The 15,946-nt window shown below is 67.7% G+C and carries 16 protein-coding genes and 1 pseudogene; 4 read left to right on the top strand and 13 right to left on the bottom strand.

The window, feature by feature from the left end; genetic code table 11:
- Positions 1 to 9: 9 nt before the first annotated feature.
- The 3 genes from ABD970_RS06375 to ABD970_RS06365 are packed head-to-tail and all read right to left on the bottom strand — an operon-like array spanning position 10 to position 3,006.
- Positions 10 to 1,767: a pilus assembly PilX family protein gene (locus tag ABD970_RS06375; protein ID WP_345294691.1), complete on the bottom strand. Its 1,758-nt coding sequence runs from the start codon at positions 1,765 to 1,767 to the stop codon at positions 10 to 12.
- 4 nt (positions 1,768 to 1,771) lie between these two features.
- Positions 1,772 to 2,416 (bottom strand): PilW family protein, encoded by a 645-nt coding sequence (locus ABD970_RS06370; RefSeq protein WP_345295660.1) that lies wholly within the window; start codon positions 2,414 to 2,416, stop codon positions 1,772 to 1,774.
- Positions 2,416 to 3,006: a pilus assembly FimT family protein gene (locus ABD970_RS06365; protein WP_345294690.1), complete on the bottom strand. Its 591-nt coding sequence runs from the start codon at positions 3,004 to 3,006 to the stop codon at positions 2,416 to 2,418. The genes ABD970_RS06370 and ABD970_RS06365 overlap by 1 nt, the downstream gene beginning before the upstream one ends.
- Before the next feature lie 168 nt (positions 3,007 to 3,174).
- On the opposite strand from ABD970_RS06365, the gene ABD970_RS06360 reads away from it, so the two are divergent.
- Positions 3,175 to 3,588 carry a type IV pilin protein gene (locus ABD970_RS06360; RefSeq protein WP_345294689.1) on the top strand — a complete coding sequence of 138 codons (414 nt, stop codon included), beginning with the start codon at positions 3,175 to 3,177 and terminating at the stop codon, positions 3,586 to 3,588.
- 16 nt (positions 3,589 to 3,604) lie between these two features.
- On the opposite strand, the gene ppnN is transcribed toward ABD970_RS06360, so the two are convergent.
- The 7 genes and pseudogenes from ppnN to purE form a co-directional block, all read right to left on the bottom strand.
- Complete coding sequence (gene ppnN / locus ABD970_RS06355) at positions 3,605 to 5,008, bottom strand: nucleotide 5'-monophosphate nucleosidase PpnN (RefSeq protein ID WP_345294688.1); 1,404 nt, start codon at positions 5,006 to 5,008, stop codon at positions 3,605 to 3,607.
- A 185-nt stretch (positions 5,009 to 5,193) separates the two neighbouring features.
- Positions 5,194 to 8,442 carry a TonB-dependent receptor gene (locus ABD970_RS06350; protein WP_345294687.1) on the bottom strand — a complete coding sequence of 1,083 codons (3,249 nt, stop codon included), beginning with the start codon at positions 8,440 to 8,442 and terminating at the stop codon, positions 5,194 to 5,196.
- A gap of 270 nt (positions 8,443 to 8,712) precedes the next feature.
- A pseudogene (locus tag ABD970_RS06345) lies at positions 8,713 to 9,244 on the bottom strand (MarC family protein).
- Positions 9,241 to 9,999, bottom strand: a complete 759-nt coding sequence (locus ABD970_RS06340; protein ID WP_345294686.1) for an SDR family NAD(P)-dependent oxidoreductase — start codon at positions 9,997 to 9,999, stop codon at positions 9,241 to 9,243. Before ABD970_RS06340 ends, ABD970_RS06345 begins: the two are co-directional and overlap by 4 nt.
- Positions 9,996 to 10,322 carry a Grx4 family monothiol glutaredoxin gene (gene grxD / locus ABD970_RS06335; RefSeq protein ID WP_345294685.1) on the bottom strand — a complete coding sequence of 109 codons (327 nt, stop codon included), beginning with the start codon at positions 10,320 to 10,322 and terminating at the stop codon, positions 9,996 to 9,998. The genes ABD970_RS06340 and grxD overlap by 4 nt, the downstream gene beginning before the upstream one ends.
- A 112-nt stretch (positions 10,323 to 10,434) precedes the next feature.
- Entirely contained in the window at positions 10,435 to 11,604 is a 1,170-nt protein-coding gene (locus tag ABD970_RS06330) for a 5-(carboxyamino)imidazole ribonucleotide synthase (RefSeq protein ID WP_345294684.1), read from the bottom strand.
- Between the two features lie 37 nt (positions 11,605 to 11,641).
- Complete coding sequence (purE, locus tag ABD970_RS06325; RefSeq protein ID WP_345294683.1) at positions 11,642 to 12,157, bottom strand: 5-(carboxyamino)imidazole ribonucleotide mutase; 516 nt, start codon at positions 12,155 to 12,157, stop codon at positions 11,642 to 11,644.
- 70 nt (positions 12,158 to 12,227) lie between these two features.
- On the opposite strand from purE, the gene ABD970_RS06320 reads away from it, so the two are divergent.
- A complete protein-coding gene (locus ABD970_RS06320; RefSeq protein ID WP_345294682.1) occupies positions 12,228 to 12,497 on the top strand; it encodes a Trm112 family protein in 270 nt (89 codons plus the stop codon).
- Positions 12,494 to 13,399: a carboxylating nicotinate-nucleotide diphosphorylase gene (gene nadC, locus ABD970_RS06315; RefSeq protein WP_345294681.1), complete on the top strand. Its 906-nt coding sequence runs from the start codon at positions 12,494 to 12,496 to the stop codon at positions 13,397 to 13,399. The genes ABD970_RS06320 and nadC overlap by 4 nt, the downstream gene beginning before the upstream one ends.
- Before the next feature lie 18 nt (positions 13,400 to 13,417).
- Here the strand turns inward: nadC and ABD970_RS06310 are convergent, their stop codons facing one another.
- Positions 13,418 to 14,224 (bottom strand): FHA domain-containing protein, encoded by an 807-nt coding sequence (locus ABD970_RS06310; protein WP_345294680.1) that lies wholly within the window; start codon positions 14,222 to 14,224, stop codon positions 13,418 to 13,420.
- 162 nt (positions 14,225 to 14,386) lie between these two features.
- Here ABD970_RS06310 and ABD970_RS06305 point away from each other — a divergent pair, with 162 nt between their 5' ends.
- Positions 14,387 to 14,695: a DUF3301 domain-containing protein gene (locus ABD970_RS06305; protein ID WP_345294679.1), complete on the top strand. Its 309-nt coding sequence runs from the start codon at positions 14,387 to 14,389 to the stop codon at positions 14,693 to 14,695.
- Between the two features lie 28 nt (positions 14,696 to 14,723).
- On the opposite strand, the gene ABD970_RS06300 is transcribed toward ABD970_RS06305, so the two are convergent.
- Positions 14,724 to 15,158, bottom strand: a complete 435-nt coding sequence (locus ABD970_RS06300) for a ClpXP protease specificity-enhancing factor (protein ID WP_345294678.1) — start codon at positions 15,156 to 15,158, stop codon at positions 14,724 to 14,726.
- Between the two features lie 62 nt (positions 15,159 to 15,220).
- Positions 15,221 to 15,856 (bottom strand): glutathione S-transferase N-terminal domain-containing protein, encoded by a 636-nt coding sequence (locus ABD970_RS06295; protein WP_345294677.1) that lies wholly within the window; start codon positions 15,854 to 15,856, stop codon positions 15,221 to 15,223.
- Positions 15,857 to 15,946 lie beyond the last annotated feature (90 nt).

The following is a 15,946-nucleotide window of genomic DNA, read 5'->3' as shown; positions in this document are numbered from 1 at the left end:
CATGCCCCGTCAGTAGGATCGCCGGTCGTTCCACGCACCCGGCAGGGTCGCGGACTTCGGTGGCAGGTTCGCCATGATGTTGCCCAGGACGTCGCCGTCGTAGACGACGGCCGCCGTACCGTTGGCCTTGATCTGTCCCTGCACGACCATGGCGCCGTAGACCACGGCCCCGGCGTTCATCTGGACGGCGCAATTGTTCGGGCAGGCGGCAGCGGAACTGGCACCGGTCGCCGGGCTGAGCGTGGTCCCGGTGTCGCGGACGAAGATGAAGCCCCAGACAATGCCCCGGATATCGATGGGGCCGTCGAGGATCAGGATGACCGGATTCTGCTGCGAGCCGACCTCGACGTTCGAACCGATGTTGCAGCCGGTCTGGCACCAGATGATCCCCGAAGCTGCGGGGCCGAAAATCGCATTGGTCGCCGATTGGCCAGGCTTGAGTAGGCTCGCGGACGGCACGCCGCTATAGGTGTGCGCGGCATCGTTCGCCGGGATGATGCGTGCCGCGTTCTCGAACAGCCAGCGCTCGTCCGCGCCCATGCCGACCAGCACGCCCGTGTTCGGATTGGCGTACTGCGTCATGATCTTGGTGTCGCCGAAGCAGTCGGCGTTGGTGTCGCGCCAGGTATCGATGCCGAAGACGAACTTGAACATGTCAGGCGGGAACTCGCAGACCGGATGGGTCAGCGCATCGCTCTTGACGTTGTGGTTGGTTCCGGTCCCGAAATTGGAGGAGTTGGTACCGGTCTCGACGTCGAGGATATCAATGCCCTCGTCCTGCACGTTGCCGCTGTTGTCATAGGACAGGGTCGTCGGTGCGCCGTTGACATCGCACTGGCACGCATCGCACCGGATGCTTTGCTTGCAACCGGCCACCGGGCAGGTCGCGGGCTCCAGCGTGGGCGTGACGTTGTTCTTGGTGTAACGGAAGAACTCGTCCGCATAGCAAGTATTGGGCGTACCGGTCTTCTGCACGTCGCGGCGGGTCCAGACCGACACCGGCACGCCGGTGCCGCCCGCGTTGGGGTTGGTGACGACCTGGAGTCCGCCGGTCAGGTCGGCAGAACCCGAGGTGGTGAGCGGCGGTTTGCCGAGCAGGTCGCTGAGCAGCGGGTAGTTGCCAATGGTCTGGGTCAGCGTGGTGCGGGCGGCGTCGCCGGGAATGCTGGCGACGCTGACGAAGGTGACGATCTCCAGGTCGGTGATCAACGAGCCGGTGCCGTCGCCGCAGCGGATGGGCGTGGTGGGCGGATCGGCCGCATTCGGACGCTCCGCACGGCAGAGCAAGGGTGCGACGCCATACTCGACCGGCTCGCCGTTCCCGGCCGTTGCCATGGTGGCGGTCAGGGGCAGCATGTGGCGCGTCATCTCCGGTGCCAGGCTCCCGATCGGATTGTTGGTGGCCCTCAGACGGTAGAAGGTCGAGCGCCGCTCCGTGACTCCGTCCGGCTCGAATCGCTCCAGGGCGCCGCAGGGAAACGAAGTATCCGTCGACCCGCATTTTTCCCAACGCGTGTTGTCCTCAATCCAGTTCGCGTTCTGCCGCATCAGGAACTCGAAGCCCTGCGCGAGGCCCGCCTCGGCCACCTCGTGCGTCATCTTGGCGCGGAGGTCGTTACCGGTGGTGCGCTGCTCGAACACGCCGACATTCAAGGCCAGCAACGTCATGACCCCTGCCAGCAGGAGCAGGACGATCGCCGTGACGAGCACGGTGCCCGATTGCCGGCGGCTCACTGGCAGGGAGGGTTGGATGATCGAGGTATGCATGGGTCTAGCTCCCTTCTCCGAGCGCACGGATGAAGATCGACTGGGTGATGGTCCTGGAAATCCCGGCCAGTTGTGCGTCCGGGTTCACGAGTTGGCCGGTCATGGTGATCCGGATCTCGCGCGCGCGGGCGACCGGTGGCTCGTTGCCGCCCGCATCAAGCGGAAGCCGCTGGAACGACAGCGCCGTGATCTGCACCTGGTCCGAAGTCAGCGCGACGCCATTCGATGTGCAGGTCGCGTTGCCCGCGGCCGCGCCGCCGGCCGTGATCACCTTGTTCGTGTTCGCATCGCGGTAGACCACGCGGAACGGACCGCTGGCACCGCCGTCATAGGCATACCGGATGCAGCCCGCGGTGTTCGCGACGGGCGTGGTCAAGATGTCCCTGTACGGATTCCCCCCCACCAGTTTCACGGTGGCCAGGGGATCGGTGACGCCCCGGGCACGCCTGACATCGGACGCGATCACCGCCGCCGTCGCCCGCATTTCCTGCATCAGCCGCGTGGCCTCGATGCTCTGGCGGTTGGCTTTCATGATCGACACGATCAGCGCAAGCACCGCTGCGATCACGATCAAGCCGACGACGATGGCGACCATCATCTCGACGAGCGTCACGCCGGACTGCTTGCCCGGCCGCTTGAGACTGCGCATCAGCATGACGAAATCCCCGGGATGGCGGGCTTGCCCGCCGGTACGCACATCCGCGACTGGCCGAGCGCGGTGACATCCAGCCTCAGGTCGTACTTGCCGGTCGGCGAGGTGAACGTGACGGCCGCTGGTTGGGTGATGGCCCCCGCATTGACCGCGGTGCCGAGCCGGCTGTTGAAGATGAACGCCGTATTGAACGGGTTGACGGACACGGTGCCATGCTTGCCCTGGTCGACCGCCAACCTCCGCCCTTCCACCTGGCAGGCCGCTGCGTTCGTGCAGTCACAGGCAGCCGCGGCGGGAATCGGCGCCCCGGCCGCGGGAGCCGCCGCCATGTTCGCGCCGAGGCACCAGTTGTTCGCGGCCGAACCCCCGAAGGAAATGCTCACGTCGCGATTGGTCTTGACCGAACTCGCTCGCGCGTTCGCGATCACGCTGATGGCGTCGTCCACGGCGCCGCGCACACGATAACGGTCGAAGAAATCCGTGAAGGAAGGCGCCGCGGCGACCAGCAGGATCGCCAGGACGGCCAACGTGATCATGAGTTCGACGAGCGTGAATCCCCTGGCTCGCGCGGAATTTGTGACGGGCATCTGCCTTCCCTCCGGGCACTGATGGGCACTCTAGGGAGCCGGGGGTGCCGCGGCAAGCATCAACGGACGGGCGGCAGGATGGGGGGGACAGGCGTCGGTCGAGGGCGCCGTCGCGACTCCCTGCCAATGCTAGTATCCGCCACTAGGCCAAGGGATTCGGGGATCTCAATGCGCAGGCAAACCGGTTTCACGCTCATCGAACTGATGGTGGTGGTCGCGATCATCGCGATCATCGCGGCCGTCGCGATCCCCGCCTACAACGAACAGGCACGAAAGGCCCGGCGCGCCGATGCGTCCCGGTTCGTCGGACAGCTGCAGTTGGAGCTCGAGCGTTGGCGCGCGGAGAATCCGTCGTATGCCAATTGCACACCCGCCCCGTGCGGCTCCGGCACCTATCCAGTGGCGCCTGACGCCACCGTGTCCCCCAACTACACGATCGCGATCGCCAATGCGACGGCGGCCGGCTACAGCATCACCGCCACGCCGACGGCCGCCCAGAACGGGGATCGTTGCGGCGTCTTGACGCTCGACCCGGCCATCAAGGCCGGCAAGCCGCAATGGGCGAACACGGCCTGCAATTGAACCGCGGCCGTGCGGTTCAGGACGTGACCTGGTAGCAGGGCCGGTACTCCCCCGAAATCTTCATCCGCCGCTGCTCGACGAACGCACGCAACAGCGCGTCCATGGCCTGCATCATGTCGTTGTCGCCCCGGATCTGGAACGGTCCGTGGGCCTCGATGTGGCGCATGCCGTCTTCCTTGACGTTTCCGGCGACGATGCCCGAGAAGGCGCGTCGCAGGTCGGCCGCGAGTGCATGCGACGCCCTGCCCCGGTGCAGGGCCAGCGCGGCCATCGCCTCGTGCGTCGGCGCGAAGGGCTGCTGGAACTCCAGCGGGATCTTCAGCGCCCAGTTGAAATAGAAGGAATCCTTGTGCGCGATGCGGTACTCGCGGACCTGGCGGATGCCTGCCGTCATGCGCCTGGCGACCTTTGCCGGGTCGTCGATGATGATGTCGTAGCGTGACGTGGCCGCCTCGCCGAGCGTGAGGCGCAGGAAGCGGTCGATCTGCTCGAAGTACGGCGCGGCGGCCGTGGGGCCGGTGAACACCAGCGGGAACGGCAGGCGGGCATTCTCCTCGCGGAGCAGGATGCCCAGCAGGTACAGGATCTCCTCCGCCGTGCCGACCCCGCCCGGGAACACCACGATGCCATGGCCGATGCGCACGAAGGCCTCGAGCCGCTTCTCGATGTCCGGCATGATCACCAGGTGGTTGACGATCGGATTCGGGGATTCGGCGGCGATGATGCCGGGCTCGGTGATGCCGATGTAGCGCTTGCGGCGCTTGCGCTGCTTTGCGTGGGCGATGGTGGCGCCCTTCATCGGGCCCTTCATCGCGCCGGGTCCGCATCCGGTGCAGATGTCCAGGCCGCGCAGGCCGAGCTCGTAGCCCACGTCCTTGGTGTATTCGTACTCGTTGCGGCCGATCGAATGCCCTCCCCAGCACACCACGAGGTTCGGCTCGGCCGGCTTGAGGATGCGCGCGTTGCGCAACAGGCCGAAGACCGCATTGGTGATGCCCGAGGAACTCTCGAGTTCGTCCGCGTATTCCGGTCCGAGTTCGATGGCTGTGTAGGCCAGGTCGCGGACGACCGCGAACAGGAGTTCGGCGACGCCGCGGATGATCACGCCGTCGACGAAGGCCATCGCCGGCGCATGGACCAGGTCGATGCGCACGCCGCGATCCTGCTGCAGCACCTGGATGTCGAAATCGGGGTAAAGCTCCTGGGCAGCACGCGGATCGTCCGACGCGCTGCCGGACGTCAGCACCGCCAGCGCGCAGCGGCGCAACAGGTCGTGCATGCCTCCGCTGGATGCGTCCTTCAGGCGCGCCACTTCGTCGCGGGAGAGCACGTCGAGGCCGCCCTTCGGATAGATGCGGGCATCGACGGTGGGTCTTGCCGAGTCGGGGGAGCGGGTGATGCCGGATGCTGTGTCGTTCATGCCCGCGACTGTAACGCAGCGAGGCGCCGCTTAGGAACGGATTCGTCGTAGGCCGCCGTCCTGGCGTGACGTATTCCGACGGCTGGTGCGTCCCCGATTCCCGGGTCGGCGACGGACTCCCGGAAACGAGAACGGCCGGGTCGCCCCGGCCGCCTCGTCGATGCGCTCCACGCTAAGCGCGGGACTCAGAACTTGTAGCGGAAACCCACTTGCAGCGACCAGCGCGAGATGCCGCGGTCGTCGTAGATGCGGGTGTCGTCCGGATCGTTGAAGCGGTAGACGTACTTTCCGGCATTCCCGGCGCAGGCCGCAGGAACGGCATTGGGTCCGCCCGTACCGGCCGCACCGCAGATGCCGCCGTACTCGACGATGCCACGGCTGCCCGGGAAGCCCACTTCCTCGATCTGCCCCCAGTCCTTGTTGAGCAGGTTGCCGACGTTGAGGATGTCGAGCCAGATCTCGGACTTGTGCCCCGCCGTGAAGCCCGGCAGCTCCTGCGAGATGCGGATGTCGAACTGCTGCACCCAAGGTGCCGTGGCGCCATTGCGGTTGACGACCGTGCCGCGACGGCTGTTGAGGTAGTCGTTGCCGTAGACGTAGTTCCAGAATGCCGCTTCCTCGGCCGGCGTCCCGAACACCACTTCGCCGGGCTGGAACGGGATGAACAACAGGTCGTTCCCGAAACGTCCGTCGCCGTTGGCGTCGTTGTCGAACACGTAGCTGTACGGCCGGCCGGACCGCGCCTCGAAGAAGCCAGAGACCGTGGTGTTGTAGTTGCCGAAGAAGGCCTGCTTCCAGCTGAGCGCGGCGGTGAAGCGATGGTCGATCTCGTAGGAAGACCGCGCCGACACGTTCTCGTTCGGATGGAAGGTGTTGACGTTGCCCCACTGCGAACCCGACGTCGAGCTGGTCAGCGGGCTGGCTTCGGTGGCATTGGTGTGGGTGTACGACAGGTTCCAGTACCAGGGCGTGTCGTTGAACGGCTTCTCCAGCGAGAACGTGAGCTGCTGCGATGCGCCCTTGCTGGTCGGTCGCGCGATGAGCGCGTCGGTGAACGCAGGGTTGGCATTGGCGCGGTTGCCGACGCTCGTGCCGCTGCCGAACACGTTCCAGCGGCTCGGATCCAAACCACGGGCATTCCAGTACAGCAGGCGCCCGTCCTGGCCCGTCCGCGTGGGCGCGCCGAGGTTGAGCTGCTCGTAGTAGATCGCTTCCTTGACCTTGGTCAGGACCAGCTCGGTCGAGGCCACCATGCCCCACCACGGCAGCTCCTTGTCGAAGGCCAGGTTGGCCTTCCAGACGGCGGGCTGTCCCAGGTCGGGATCGATGAAGTCGACCGACTGCGTCCCCTCACGCGCACCCGCCGGGACCAGTGCCAGCTGTCCGCGTGGATCGGCGACGAAGCAGCGTCCGCTGGGCGTCGCGCACGGCGGCGTACGCCCGCTGCTGAACGTGTAGTCGATGTAACCGAAGCCGGTGTTGGTGAAGGGGTTGGAGAGCCAGACGTTGGCCGCGGCGCCCTGGAACAGGCCGAAACCGCCGCGCAGTTGCGTCGGCAGATCGCTGTCGAAGGTGTAGTTGAAGCCGACGCGCGGCTGCAGGAGGCTGTTGCCGTCGATCGTCGCGCTGTTGTCGAAACCGAACGCGGCCTGGGCCGCGGCGTTGAAACGCGGCTCCTCGTCGACGATCGGACGGTCGTAGCGCAAGCCGTAGGTCAGCGTCAGGTTGTCGTTGACCGCCCAGCTGTCCTGGATGAACAGGCCGATGTTCTTCAGGCCCCAGATCGCCGCGACGTTGTTGATGTCATCGCCGGCCGGACGGAAGTAGCGGAAGAAGCTCGGGCGACCGGCCTGAAAGTCGGAGATGCTGTTGAAGGTGTAGACGCCATTGCTGCGCCGGCCGAACAGGTTGTAGATGTCGTTGTCTTCGTAGTCGAAGCCGAACTTGAGCGTGTGGTCGCCCAGGAACAGGTTGCCTGCGAAGAACGCGTTCCAGGTCTCGGTGCGCAGGATGTTGGCGTGCGTGTTCTCCTCGGTGCCGAAGTTCACGGTGGCGTTGCCCACGCGCACGGCGATGGCCGGGAGGTCGACCACCGGGCTGCGGATGGCCGAGTAGTCGCGGAACGACAGCTTGGCTTCGGTGGAGAAGGTGTCGGTCCAGTCGCTGAACAGCTGCGCGGTGTAGGTGTCGAAGGTGAAGTCGCGCTGGTAGGCGTACGTGTCAAGGGCGATCTGGGTGCTGCCGAAGCCCGGGAACACGGCGACGCTCTGGTCCGAGGTGCCGTAGCGGAAGCTGGCACGCTGCGTGTCGGTGATGTTCCAGTCGATCTTGAGCCCATACTCCTCGCCCGTGGTGTCCGCCCCGCTGGTGCCGAACTGGCCCGCGTCGAAACCATACCCCTGCGCGATCGTGCGGATCTGGTCGATGTTCGCCTGGGTGACGTTGACGATATTGGACGCCCCCGAACCGACGGGACCGAAGGTCGGGCCGGGCGCGCCGAGCTCGTACTTCTCGTAGTTGAAGAAGAAGAACAGCTTGTCCTTGACGATCGGGCCGCCGAAGGTCAGGCCATACGTCGTCTCGTCCTCGAAGCCGGAGAACTTGCTGCCGTCCTCGTTGTCGCGAACCATGTCGTTGTCACGGTAGAGGCCGTACACCGAGCCGTGGAACTCGTTGGTGCCCGACTTGGTGACCGAGTTGATCACGCCGCCCACGCCACCGGTGATCGTGACGTCGTAGTTGGCGACGTCGATCGAGATCTCCTGGATGGTGTCCATCGAGAACGGCTGGCGCGGCGTCGGCAGTCCGTTGGACTCCAGGCCGAATGCGTCGTTGGTGCTGATGCCGTCCACACGGATCGCGTTGTAGCGGGGGTTCTGCCCGCCCACCGAGATCTCGTTGCGCGACTTGTCGGTCTGCACGACGCGCGGATCCAGGCGCGCATAGTCCTGCAGGTTGCGTTCGATGGACGGGAACGCCTCGATCTCGTCGCGGCTGACGTTGGTCCCTGCCCCCATCTTGGTGGCGCTGAACACTTCCGAGCCGCCGACGGCGATGGCCTGCACGGTGCCCAGGGTGGTGACGTCGTTGTTGAGCACGACGTCGACCTGCGAAACCTTGTCCAGCGCGAGGAAGATGTTCTCCTCGGAATCGGAACCGGCGCCCGCGGCGTTGACGGTGATCGTGTAGGGCCCACCGACGCGGAGGCCGCGTGCGTTGTAGCGGCCACTGGCGTCCGTGGTCGCCCGGCTGACCGTGCCCGATTCCGTATGCACGATGGTCACCTGCGCGTTCGGCACGGGCTGCCCGTCGGCACCGGTCACCTGGCCGCCGACACCGGCGGAGATGTTCTGCGAGAACGCGGGCGCTGCGGCGAGCGCGACGATCAGCCCGAGGGAGAGTTTCGAGACTCGGATGCGGTTGCGATGGGTCATGTTGTTTGGCCTTCGATCTGTGATCGGATGTGAGCTGGGTCTGCGGGCGCGGATCGACGGCCGCGCTGGCACCTGGTTGGAGCGATTGGGGGTCCCCCGCCCGTCGTGATCACATGCCGATCACGTTGGGTTAACATCAGATTAACACGGTAGCCCGCCGTAATGACAAGAAAGTTACCGTTTTTGGCTCGCCAACAAGTGGCGGAGAGGGTCGCTATGCAAGGATCGCCTGAACGATGTCGGGCAAGTCCTTGACGCATGGTGGACCCGTCAGAACGTCGGTCCGGCCTGCAGGTAACTGGTGAGCCCATCGAGCAGCATCTGCACCGAGATCGCCACCAGCAGCATCCCCATCAGCCGCTCGACGGCGGTCAACGCACGTGCCCCGAGCAGCTTGTACAGCGACGTGGCCGAGAACAGGATCGCGGCGGTCGCCGCCCACGCGATCATCAGGGCCAGGCTCCAGTCGCCGAGCCGTCCCGGGTCGTTGCTGCCCATGAGCATCACCGCGGCCATCCCCGACGGGCCGGCGACCAAGGGGATCGCCATGGGCACGATGAACGGTTCGCCTCCGGGCAGCTCGCCCATGAGTCCCTCCGGCGGCGGGAAGATCATGCGCAGCCCGATCAGGAAGAGCACGATGCCGCCGGCGATCGAGACGGACTCCTGGCGCAGGTGCATCAGTTCAAGCAGGTACTTGCCGCCGCGGCGGCAGGGTGCGCAACATGCTCAGGAACACCGGGATGTTGCCGAGCGGATCGAGGATCAGGAACAGCAGCAGGGCGGCGGAAGCGACGGTCATGCCGCTGGCCTCCAGATCGTCCCGCGCCGATCAGCGCCCTGGGCGGACAGGAGGTGGACGCAGGCGGCGGCGTACTCGGCCGGATCGCGGGCGCGTGCATCGTCCGCCTCCACGTACGCATTGGCGCGCAGCGGCGTGCGCATCGGGCCTGGCTGCAGGCCCGCCACGCGCACGGCACCTGACGCGAGTTCCGCGTGCAGCATCGTCACCATCGCCGCCTGCCCGGACTGGGCGAGTCCATACGCACCCCAGTACGCCCCTGCCGTCGCGATCGGATCGTCGACCACGAACACCACGGCGGCGTCCTCGGCTCGCCTGAGCAGGGGCAGGCACGCCTGCGTGAGCCACCAGCGCGCCGTGAGGTCGACGTGCAGGGTCCGCGCGAAGTCGGCCGGGTCGGTATGTTCCAGCGGCGTCAGGCCCTTGAATTCCGCAGCGCAGTGCAGGAGGCCGTCGAGTCGGCCCAGCTGCCCCTCGATGCGCCTCGCCAGGTCCGCGTAATCGTCGGGGCCGGCACCGGCAAGATCCACGGGCAGGTTGACCGGTTCCGGCAGCGGTCCTTCCGCATGCCTGGCGATCGCGTCATAGACGCGGTTCAACTTTGGCGTCTTGCGTCCGAGCAGGACCACGGTCGCGCCATCGCGGGCGCAGGCCAGCGACGCCGCCTTGCCCAGGCCGCCGTGCGCGCCGTTGACGAGGACGACGCGACCGTCGAGCGCGCCGCGCGCGCCTGCTGCGGCCGCGCCTGCGCTCACGCCTGCCGCGTCTCCGCGACCATGCGCGCCAGCTCGCCGGATTCGTACAGCTCCATGGTGATGTCGCAACCACCGATCAGCTCGCCATGGATGAACAGCTGGGGGAACGTCGGCCAGTTGGAGTAGCGCGGCAGGTTCGCACGCACTTCGGGCTCTTCGAGCACGTTGATGGTGTGCAAGCTCGCGGGGTCCGCGCCGGCCGCCTTGAGCGCCTGCACGGTGCGGCTGGAGAAGCCGCACATCGGGAACTGTGGCGTGCCTTTCATGAAGAGCACGATGGGGTGGCCCTCGACCTCGGCCTGGATGCGTTCAAGGATCGCCATGGGGAAAACGGACTCCTGCGATGCGCCGCCACGATCGCCCGAAGGGCGCGGCGGCGGGTGGGGATGGAAGCCGCTTATTGTAAAGGCTCGTGCCCCAAGGCGTGCCGGGCGGTCATTCCCCGCCACCCCGCCCTGCCACGACGGTGGCCAGGCGCCCGATCACCGGCCGCACCTGGGCCTGCCGGCCCAGCGCGTCACCGACCCGCTCTAGGCCGGCAGCGAGTTCGGACGCGGAGTCGGAGCGGAAGGTGGCGTGTCCGACCTTGCGCCCCTCGCGCGGCGTCTTGCCGTAATCGTGCCAGTGGCCCGCGCGCTCGCCGAGCACGGCGCCGGCCGGCGGCATCTCGCCGATCCAGTTGAGCATGCAGGCATGCCCCAGCGCCGTGGTCGCGCCCAGCGGCAGGCCGAGCACGGCGCGCAGGTGGTTCTGGAACTGCGAGGTCTGCGCGCCCTCGATGGTCCAGTGGCCCGAGTTGTGGACCCGTGGCGCCAGTTCGTTGGCCAGCAATTCGCCATCGCGGCAGAACAGCTCCAGCGCGAACACGCCCACGTACTGGAGGCGTTCGGACAGGGCGCGTGCGTGCGCGAACGCGGTCCGCTCGATGTCCACGGCGACCGGGGCCGGCGCAAGGCTCGCGGAGAGGACGCCGTCGACATGCCAGTTCTCGGTCAGTGGCCACGCCCGGAACTCGCCGTCACGCCCGCGCACCGCGACCACGCTCAGTTCGCGTTCGAAAGGCACGAAGGCTTCCAGGATCAGGCCGACGGTCGAGGCCTGGTTCCCCAGCGCCTGCCACGCGGCGTCGGCATCGCCAGCCGACTGCAGGCGGAACTGGCCCTTGCCGTCGTACCCGAGGCGGCGGGTCTTCAGGATGCAGGGCGCACCGATCCGCTCGATGGCTGAATCCAGGGCGCTTCGCGTGTCCACGTCGGCGAACCCGGGTACCGGGATGCCGAGTTCGCGGAACATCGACTTCTCCGCCAGCCGGTCCTGGGCGATCGCCAGCGCACCGGGGTTGGGGAAGACCGGGATGCGCTCGGCGAGCCACCGCGCCGATTCGGCGGGGACGTTCTCGAAGTCGAACGTGGCCACGTCGACCCTGGAGGCGAACTCCGCTAGCGCGTCGCGGTCCCGGTAGTCGCCCACCAACAGCGGCACGAACTGGCCGGCACAGGCATCGGCGACCGTGTCCATCACCAGGAAACGCAGGCCCAGCGGCGCGCCGGATAGCGCGAGCATGCGGGCCAGCTGCCCGCCACCGAGGATGCCGACCGTCGTCATGCGCGGCGGCCGCTGCGTGTCTTTGCGTGGACCGACCTCATTGCCGCGGATCGCTGTTGGCAGCGACGTCCTCGGTTTGCGCGGCGCGGAATGCAGCCAGGGCCTCGGCGATGCCGGGGTGGTCGGGAGCGAGCATCGCGGCGGCGAACAGGGCGGCGTTCGACGCGCCGGCATCGCCGATCGCGAACGTCGCCACGGGGATGCCGGCCGGCATTTGCACGATCGACAGCAGCGAGTCCAGGCCGTTGAGCGCCTTCGATTGCACCGGCACGCCGAGCACGGGCACGACCGTCTTGGCGGCGAGCATTCCCGGCAGGTGTGCCGCCCCGCCGGCGCCGGCGATGATCGCGCGCAAGCCACGCGCGTGCGCCTGCGCGGCGTATTCGAACAAGACGTCCGGGGTGCGGTGCGCGGACACTACGCGGGCTTCGTGGGGCACGCCAAGGGCTTCGAGCCTCCGTGCGGCGTGTTGCATCGTGCCCCAGTCGGAGCGCGAGCCCATCACCAGTCCGACCAGCGGACGTCCGGCGTCTGTGTCCTTGGCAGTGACCATGGCTGCTTCCGGCGGCAAAACGGTATTCTACCGGCCTTCGGCGGCGGCTTCACCGCCTGGAGCGCCTCACATGGACCGCAAGCTGCTCGACATCCTCGTCTGTCCTTCGTCCCGCCAGCCGCTGTCCTTGCTCGACAAGCAGGGCTTGGCCGCGCTCAACGAAGCGATCCGGGCGGGCGGCGTCCGGCGCATCGACGGCAGCACGCAGGCTGATGCGCTCCAGGAAGCGCTGCTCACGCGCGACCGCCGTACCGCCTATCGCATCGACGACGGGATCCCGGTGCTGCTGGTCGACGAGGGCATCGCGACGTCCCAGGTCGCGGACTTCCCGGGGGCATGAACCCCGTTTCCCCCGCTCCCGGATCGGCATCGGTGGCTGGACTCGTGCCGCCCCCGGCGGAGGTGGTCGATTCCGATGTCGCGCGCGCGTTGTCCGAGGACATCGGGAGCGGCGACGTGACCGCCGAACTCCTGCCCGACGCCGCCGACACCGCCGTGCTCCTGTGCAAGGAAGCGGCGGTGGTCTGCGGACGCCCGTGGTTCGATGCCTGCCATCGCGCACTGGATCCGGGCGTCCGGATCGACTGGCGGGTCGCGGAAGGAGATCGCGTCCCGGCGCAGACCGTGCTTGCCACCCTGGCCGGCCGGACCCGGCCGCTGGTGAGCGCGGAGCGTGCCTCGCTGAATTTCCTGCAGACCCTGAGCGGCACGGCGACCCGGGTGGCGGCCTACGTCGACGCCGTGCAAGGAACCGGGACGCGGATCCTGGATACCCGGAAAACCCTGCCCGGCCTGCGCCAGGCGCAAAAGTACGCCGTGCGTGCAGGCGGCGGCGTGAACCACCGCATGGGGCTCCACGACGCGGTGATGCTCAAGGAGAACCATGTCCGGGCAGCGGGTTCGCTGGGCGCGGCCATCCGCGCCGCCAAGGCCAGGCACCCGGGCCTGCCGCTGATCGTCGAGGTGGAAACGCTCGCCCAACTGGAGGAGGCATTGGGCGAAGGCTGCGACCGGATCCTGATCGACGACTTCACCGCCGAGGATCGCCGACAGGCCGTGAGAATCGCCCACGGTCCGCCCTTCGGCGGACGGATCCCCCTGGAGGTCTCGGGCGGCGTCGACCTCGACACCGTGCGTGGCATCGCCGAGGACGGAGTCGACTACGTATCGATCGGCGGTTTGACCAAGCATGTCCGGGCCATCGACCTGTCCCTGAAACTGGCGGCGGTCCCCGGCGGCTGAACCCGGGCGCGCGGCCCCTCAGACGGCGGCGCGCACCAGGACGGCCAGGACCATGGCCATCGCGGCCAAGGCGGCGCCCACTACCCATCGACCTTTCCGGATCCCGCCGCGGTTCCCCGCAGACGCCGGGGCGCTACGGGCCCGGACCTCGACCGTGTCGTCCACGCCCGGTTTCACCACGCGGAAGCGCAGGGCATCGATGCCGATCTCGTCGCCATGCTGCGCCCACGCCCGATCGACCCGCTTGTCGTTGAGCACGCAGCCATTGGTCGACCCCAGGTCCTCGATCAGCAATCCCTCGTCGGTCGGCGTCAACCGGCAATGGCGCCGTGACAGCCCTGGGTGCTCGAACCGGATCCCGCATTCCTGCGCACGCCCCAGGGTGGTGGGCGCAAGCAGTGGGAAGGTGCGGCCGAAACCGGCGCTGGAGATGCCGCGAAGCACGTAGCGCGGCATGGCCGGACGCACGGCGGTGGCCGCGGGCTCGTCATTGCCCGCCGCCGGCATCGGCGCCTTGCCATTGGGCTTGCCCGCCGCGGCCGGCGCCTCGAGCGGCGCCAGCCTGGCCTGGATGCTTTCGAAGTCCAGCAGGTCGCCTGCCCGCAGTGCGATCAGGCCCTCCACGTCTCGGTCGTTGACCCTGACACGGGCCCCGTGTGCGACTTGCAGCACGACGCCATGGCCATTCACGTGCAGCTCGCAATGGCTGGGGCGCACCCCGGGCTGGTCGAGCACGATGCTCGCATCCGGTGCCGAGCCGATGCGGTTGACGCCATGCCCGAGCAGGGCTTGGGGGTGTTCGCCACCAGGGAAGACGAGCTTCATGCCTACACGTTGCGATCACAAGGGTGAAGGCTGCGACAATAGCGTTCGCGTGTTCGCCGGAATCTTGCGCTACGTCCCACTTCGGCGGTCCGCAGGACGCGCCCCCGGTCCGGGATCATGCGGAATGCCCCGGCTCCCCTTTCCCGCCACGGACCGCTCCAGATGCCCAGCCTGATCCTGCTCATGATCGTCGGTGCCGCCGCCTTCGCCTGGTGGAGCGCAGCGCGCGCGGCCGCCGAGCGGGCGGTGGAGGTGGGCCGGGACGCGTGCCGGGACGCCGGGGTCCAGCTGCTCGACCAGACCGTGCATGCCACCGGGCTCCGGCTGCGCCGTCGCCACGATGGCCGCCTGGGGGTGGAACGCAGTTTCCGCTTCGAATACTCCGATGACGGGATGCAACGTTACATCGGACGCCTGGTGTTGCGCGGGGACGAGCTGGTGGCCTTCACCGGTCCGACGCGCGCACGCTAGCGGTGCAACGCGCGTCGTGCCGCCTTCGCTACTTGACCACGCGCAGGTGGGCGCCTCGCTTGGGCGAATGCGGCGGATCTTCGCCGCCCCCATCGGGCGATGGCGGGGCGTCGTCCGGTCCGGCCGGGTCCCCGGCATCTTCCGGCAACGCCATTCCCTGCCCCGTCTCGCGCGCATAGATCGCCAGGACCGCCGGGATGGGCACGACGACCGGATGGCTGGCGCCCGCGAACCGGGCCGTGAACCGGATGCTCTGGTTGTCGAGTTCCAGCTTGGCGACCGCGCGCTCGGCGATGTTGAGCACCACCCGCCCATCCTTGACCACGTGCGGGGGTACGTTGACCCCGTCGAGGGTCGCATCCACCAACACGTGCGGTGTCATTCCGTTGTCCGTGATCCACTCGTATAGCGCCCGCAGCAAGTACGGCCGGTGGCTGGTCATCGGAATCGCCTGGTCGCTCATGGCGCCAGTCTAGCCGGTCGCCCGCGCGTGGCGGGAGCGCCGGGACACCGGTCCCGACCCGTTCAACCGGGCATGTCGCGCAACAACTTCTCCTGCGGCGTGAGGCTGCGCGCGAAGCCGGGGTTGCGGAAGATCCGGTTGCCGTAGTCCTCGATCGCCTTCCCGTCCTTGGGCAGCGGGACGTCCAGCGCCTCCAGGCGCCAGATGATCGGCGCCATCGCGCAGTCGGCCAGGCTCATTTCCGAATTGAGGAAGAACTTGCTGGCCTTGAACAGCGGGACCGACGCGGTCAGCAATTCCTTGAGCCGCTTCCGTCCAGCATCGGCTTGGGTCTTGTTGCCGAACTGGATCGCCTGCACCTGGGGGACCCAGTCGTGCTCGACGCGCAGCATCGCCAGCCGCAGGCGCGCGCGCGACAGCGGATCGACCGGCATCAAGGGCGGGTGCGGGTAGCGCTCGTCGAGGTACTCGCTGACCACGCTCGCCGCGTAGAGCACCAGGTCGCGTTCGACCAGGGTCGGCACGGAGTGGTAGGGATTGAGGTCGATCAGGTCTTCCGGCGGATTCTGTGGATCCACGGCGATCTGGTCGTAGGTGACGCCCTTGGCGGCCAGCACCAGTCGGACACGATGGCAGAGCACATCGTCGACGGAGGAAAACAAGGTCAAGGCGTTTCGCATACGCGGACTCGCAGCCATCATCGGTTCAACTCCCGCGACCGGGCTCGGCCAGTCGCATCGACGCCGCCTGCCCCTCGCAGCCGGTCGCCCCGGTTCCCCAACCACCTG

It is taken from the genome of Luteimonas vadosa, assembly GCF_039543545.1.
GTDB classification, from domain to species: Bacteria; Pseudomonadota; Gammaproteobacteria; order Xanthomonadales; family Xanthomonadaceae; genus Luteimonas; species Luteimonas vadosa.
The sequence above is the reverse complement of the archived record's forward strand: the minus strand, read 5'-3'. Positions and strand labels throughout refer to the sequence as shown.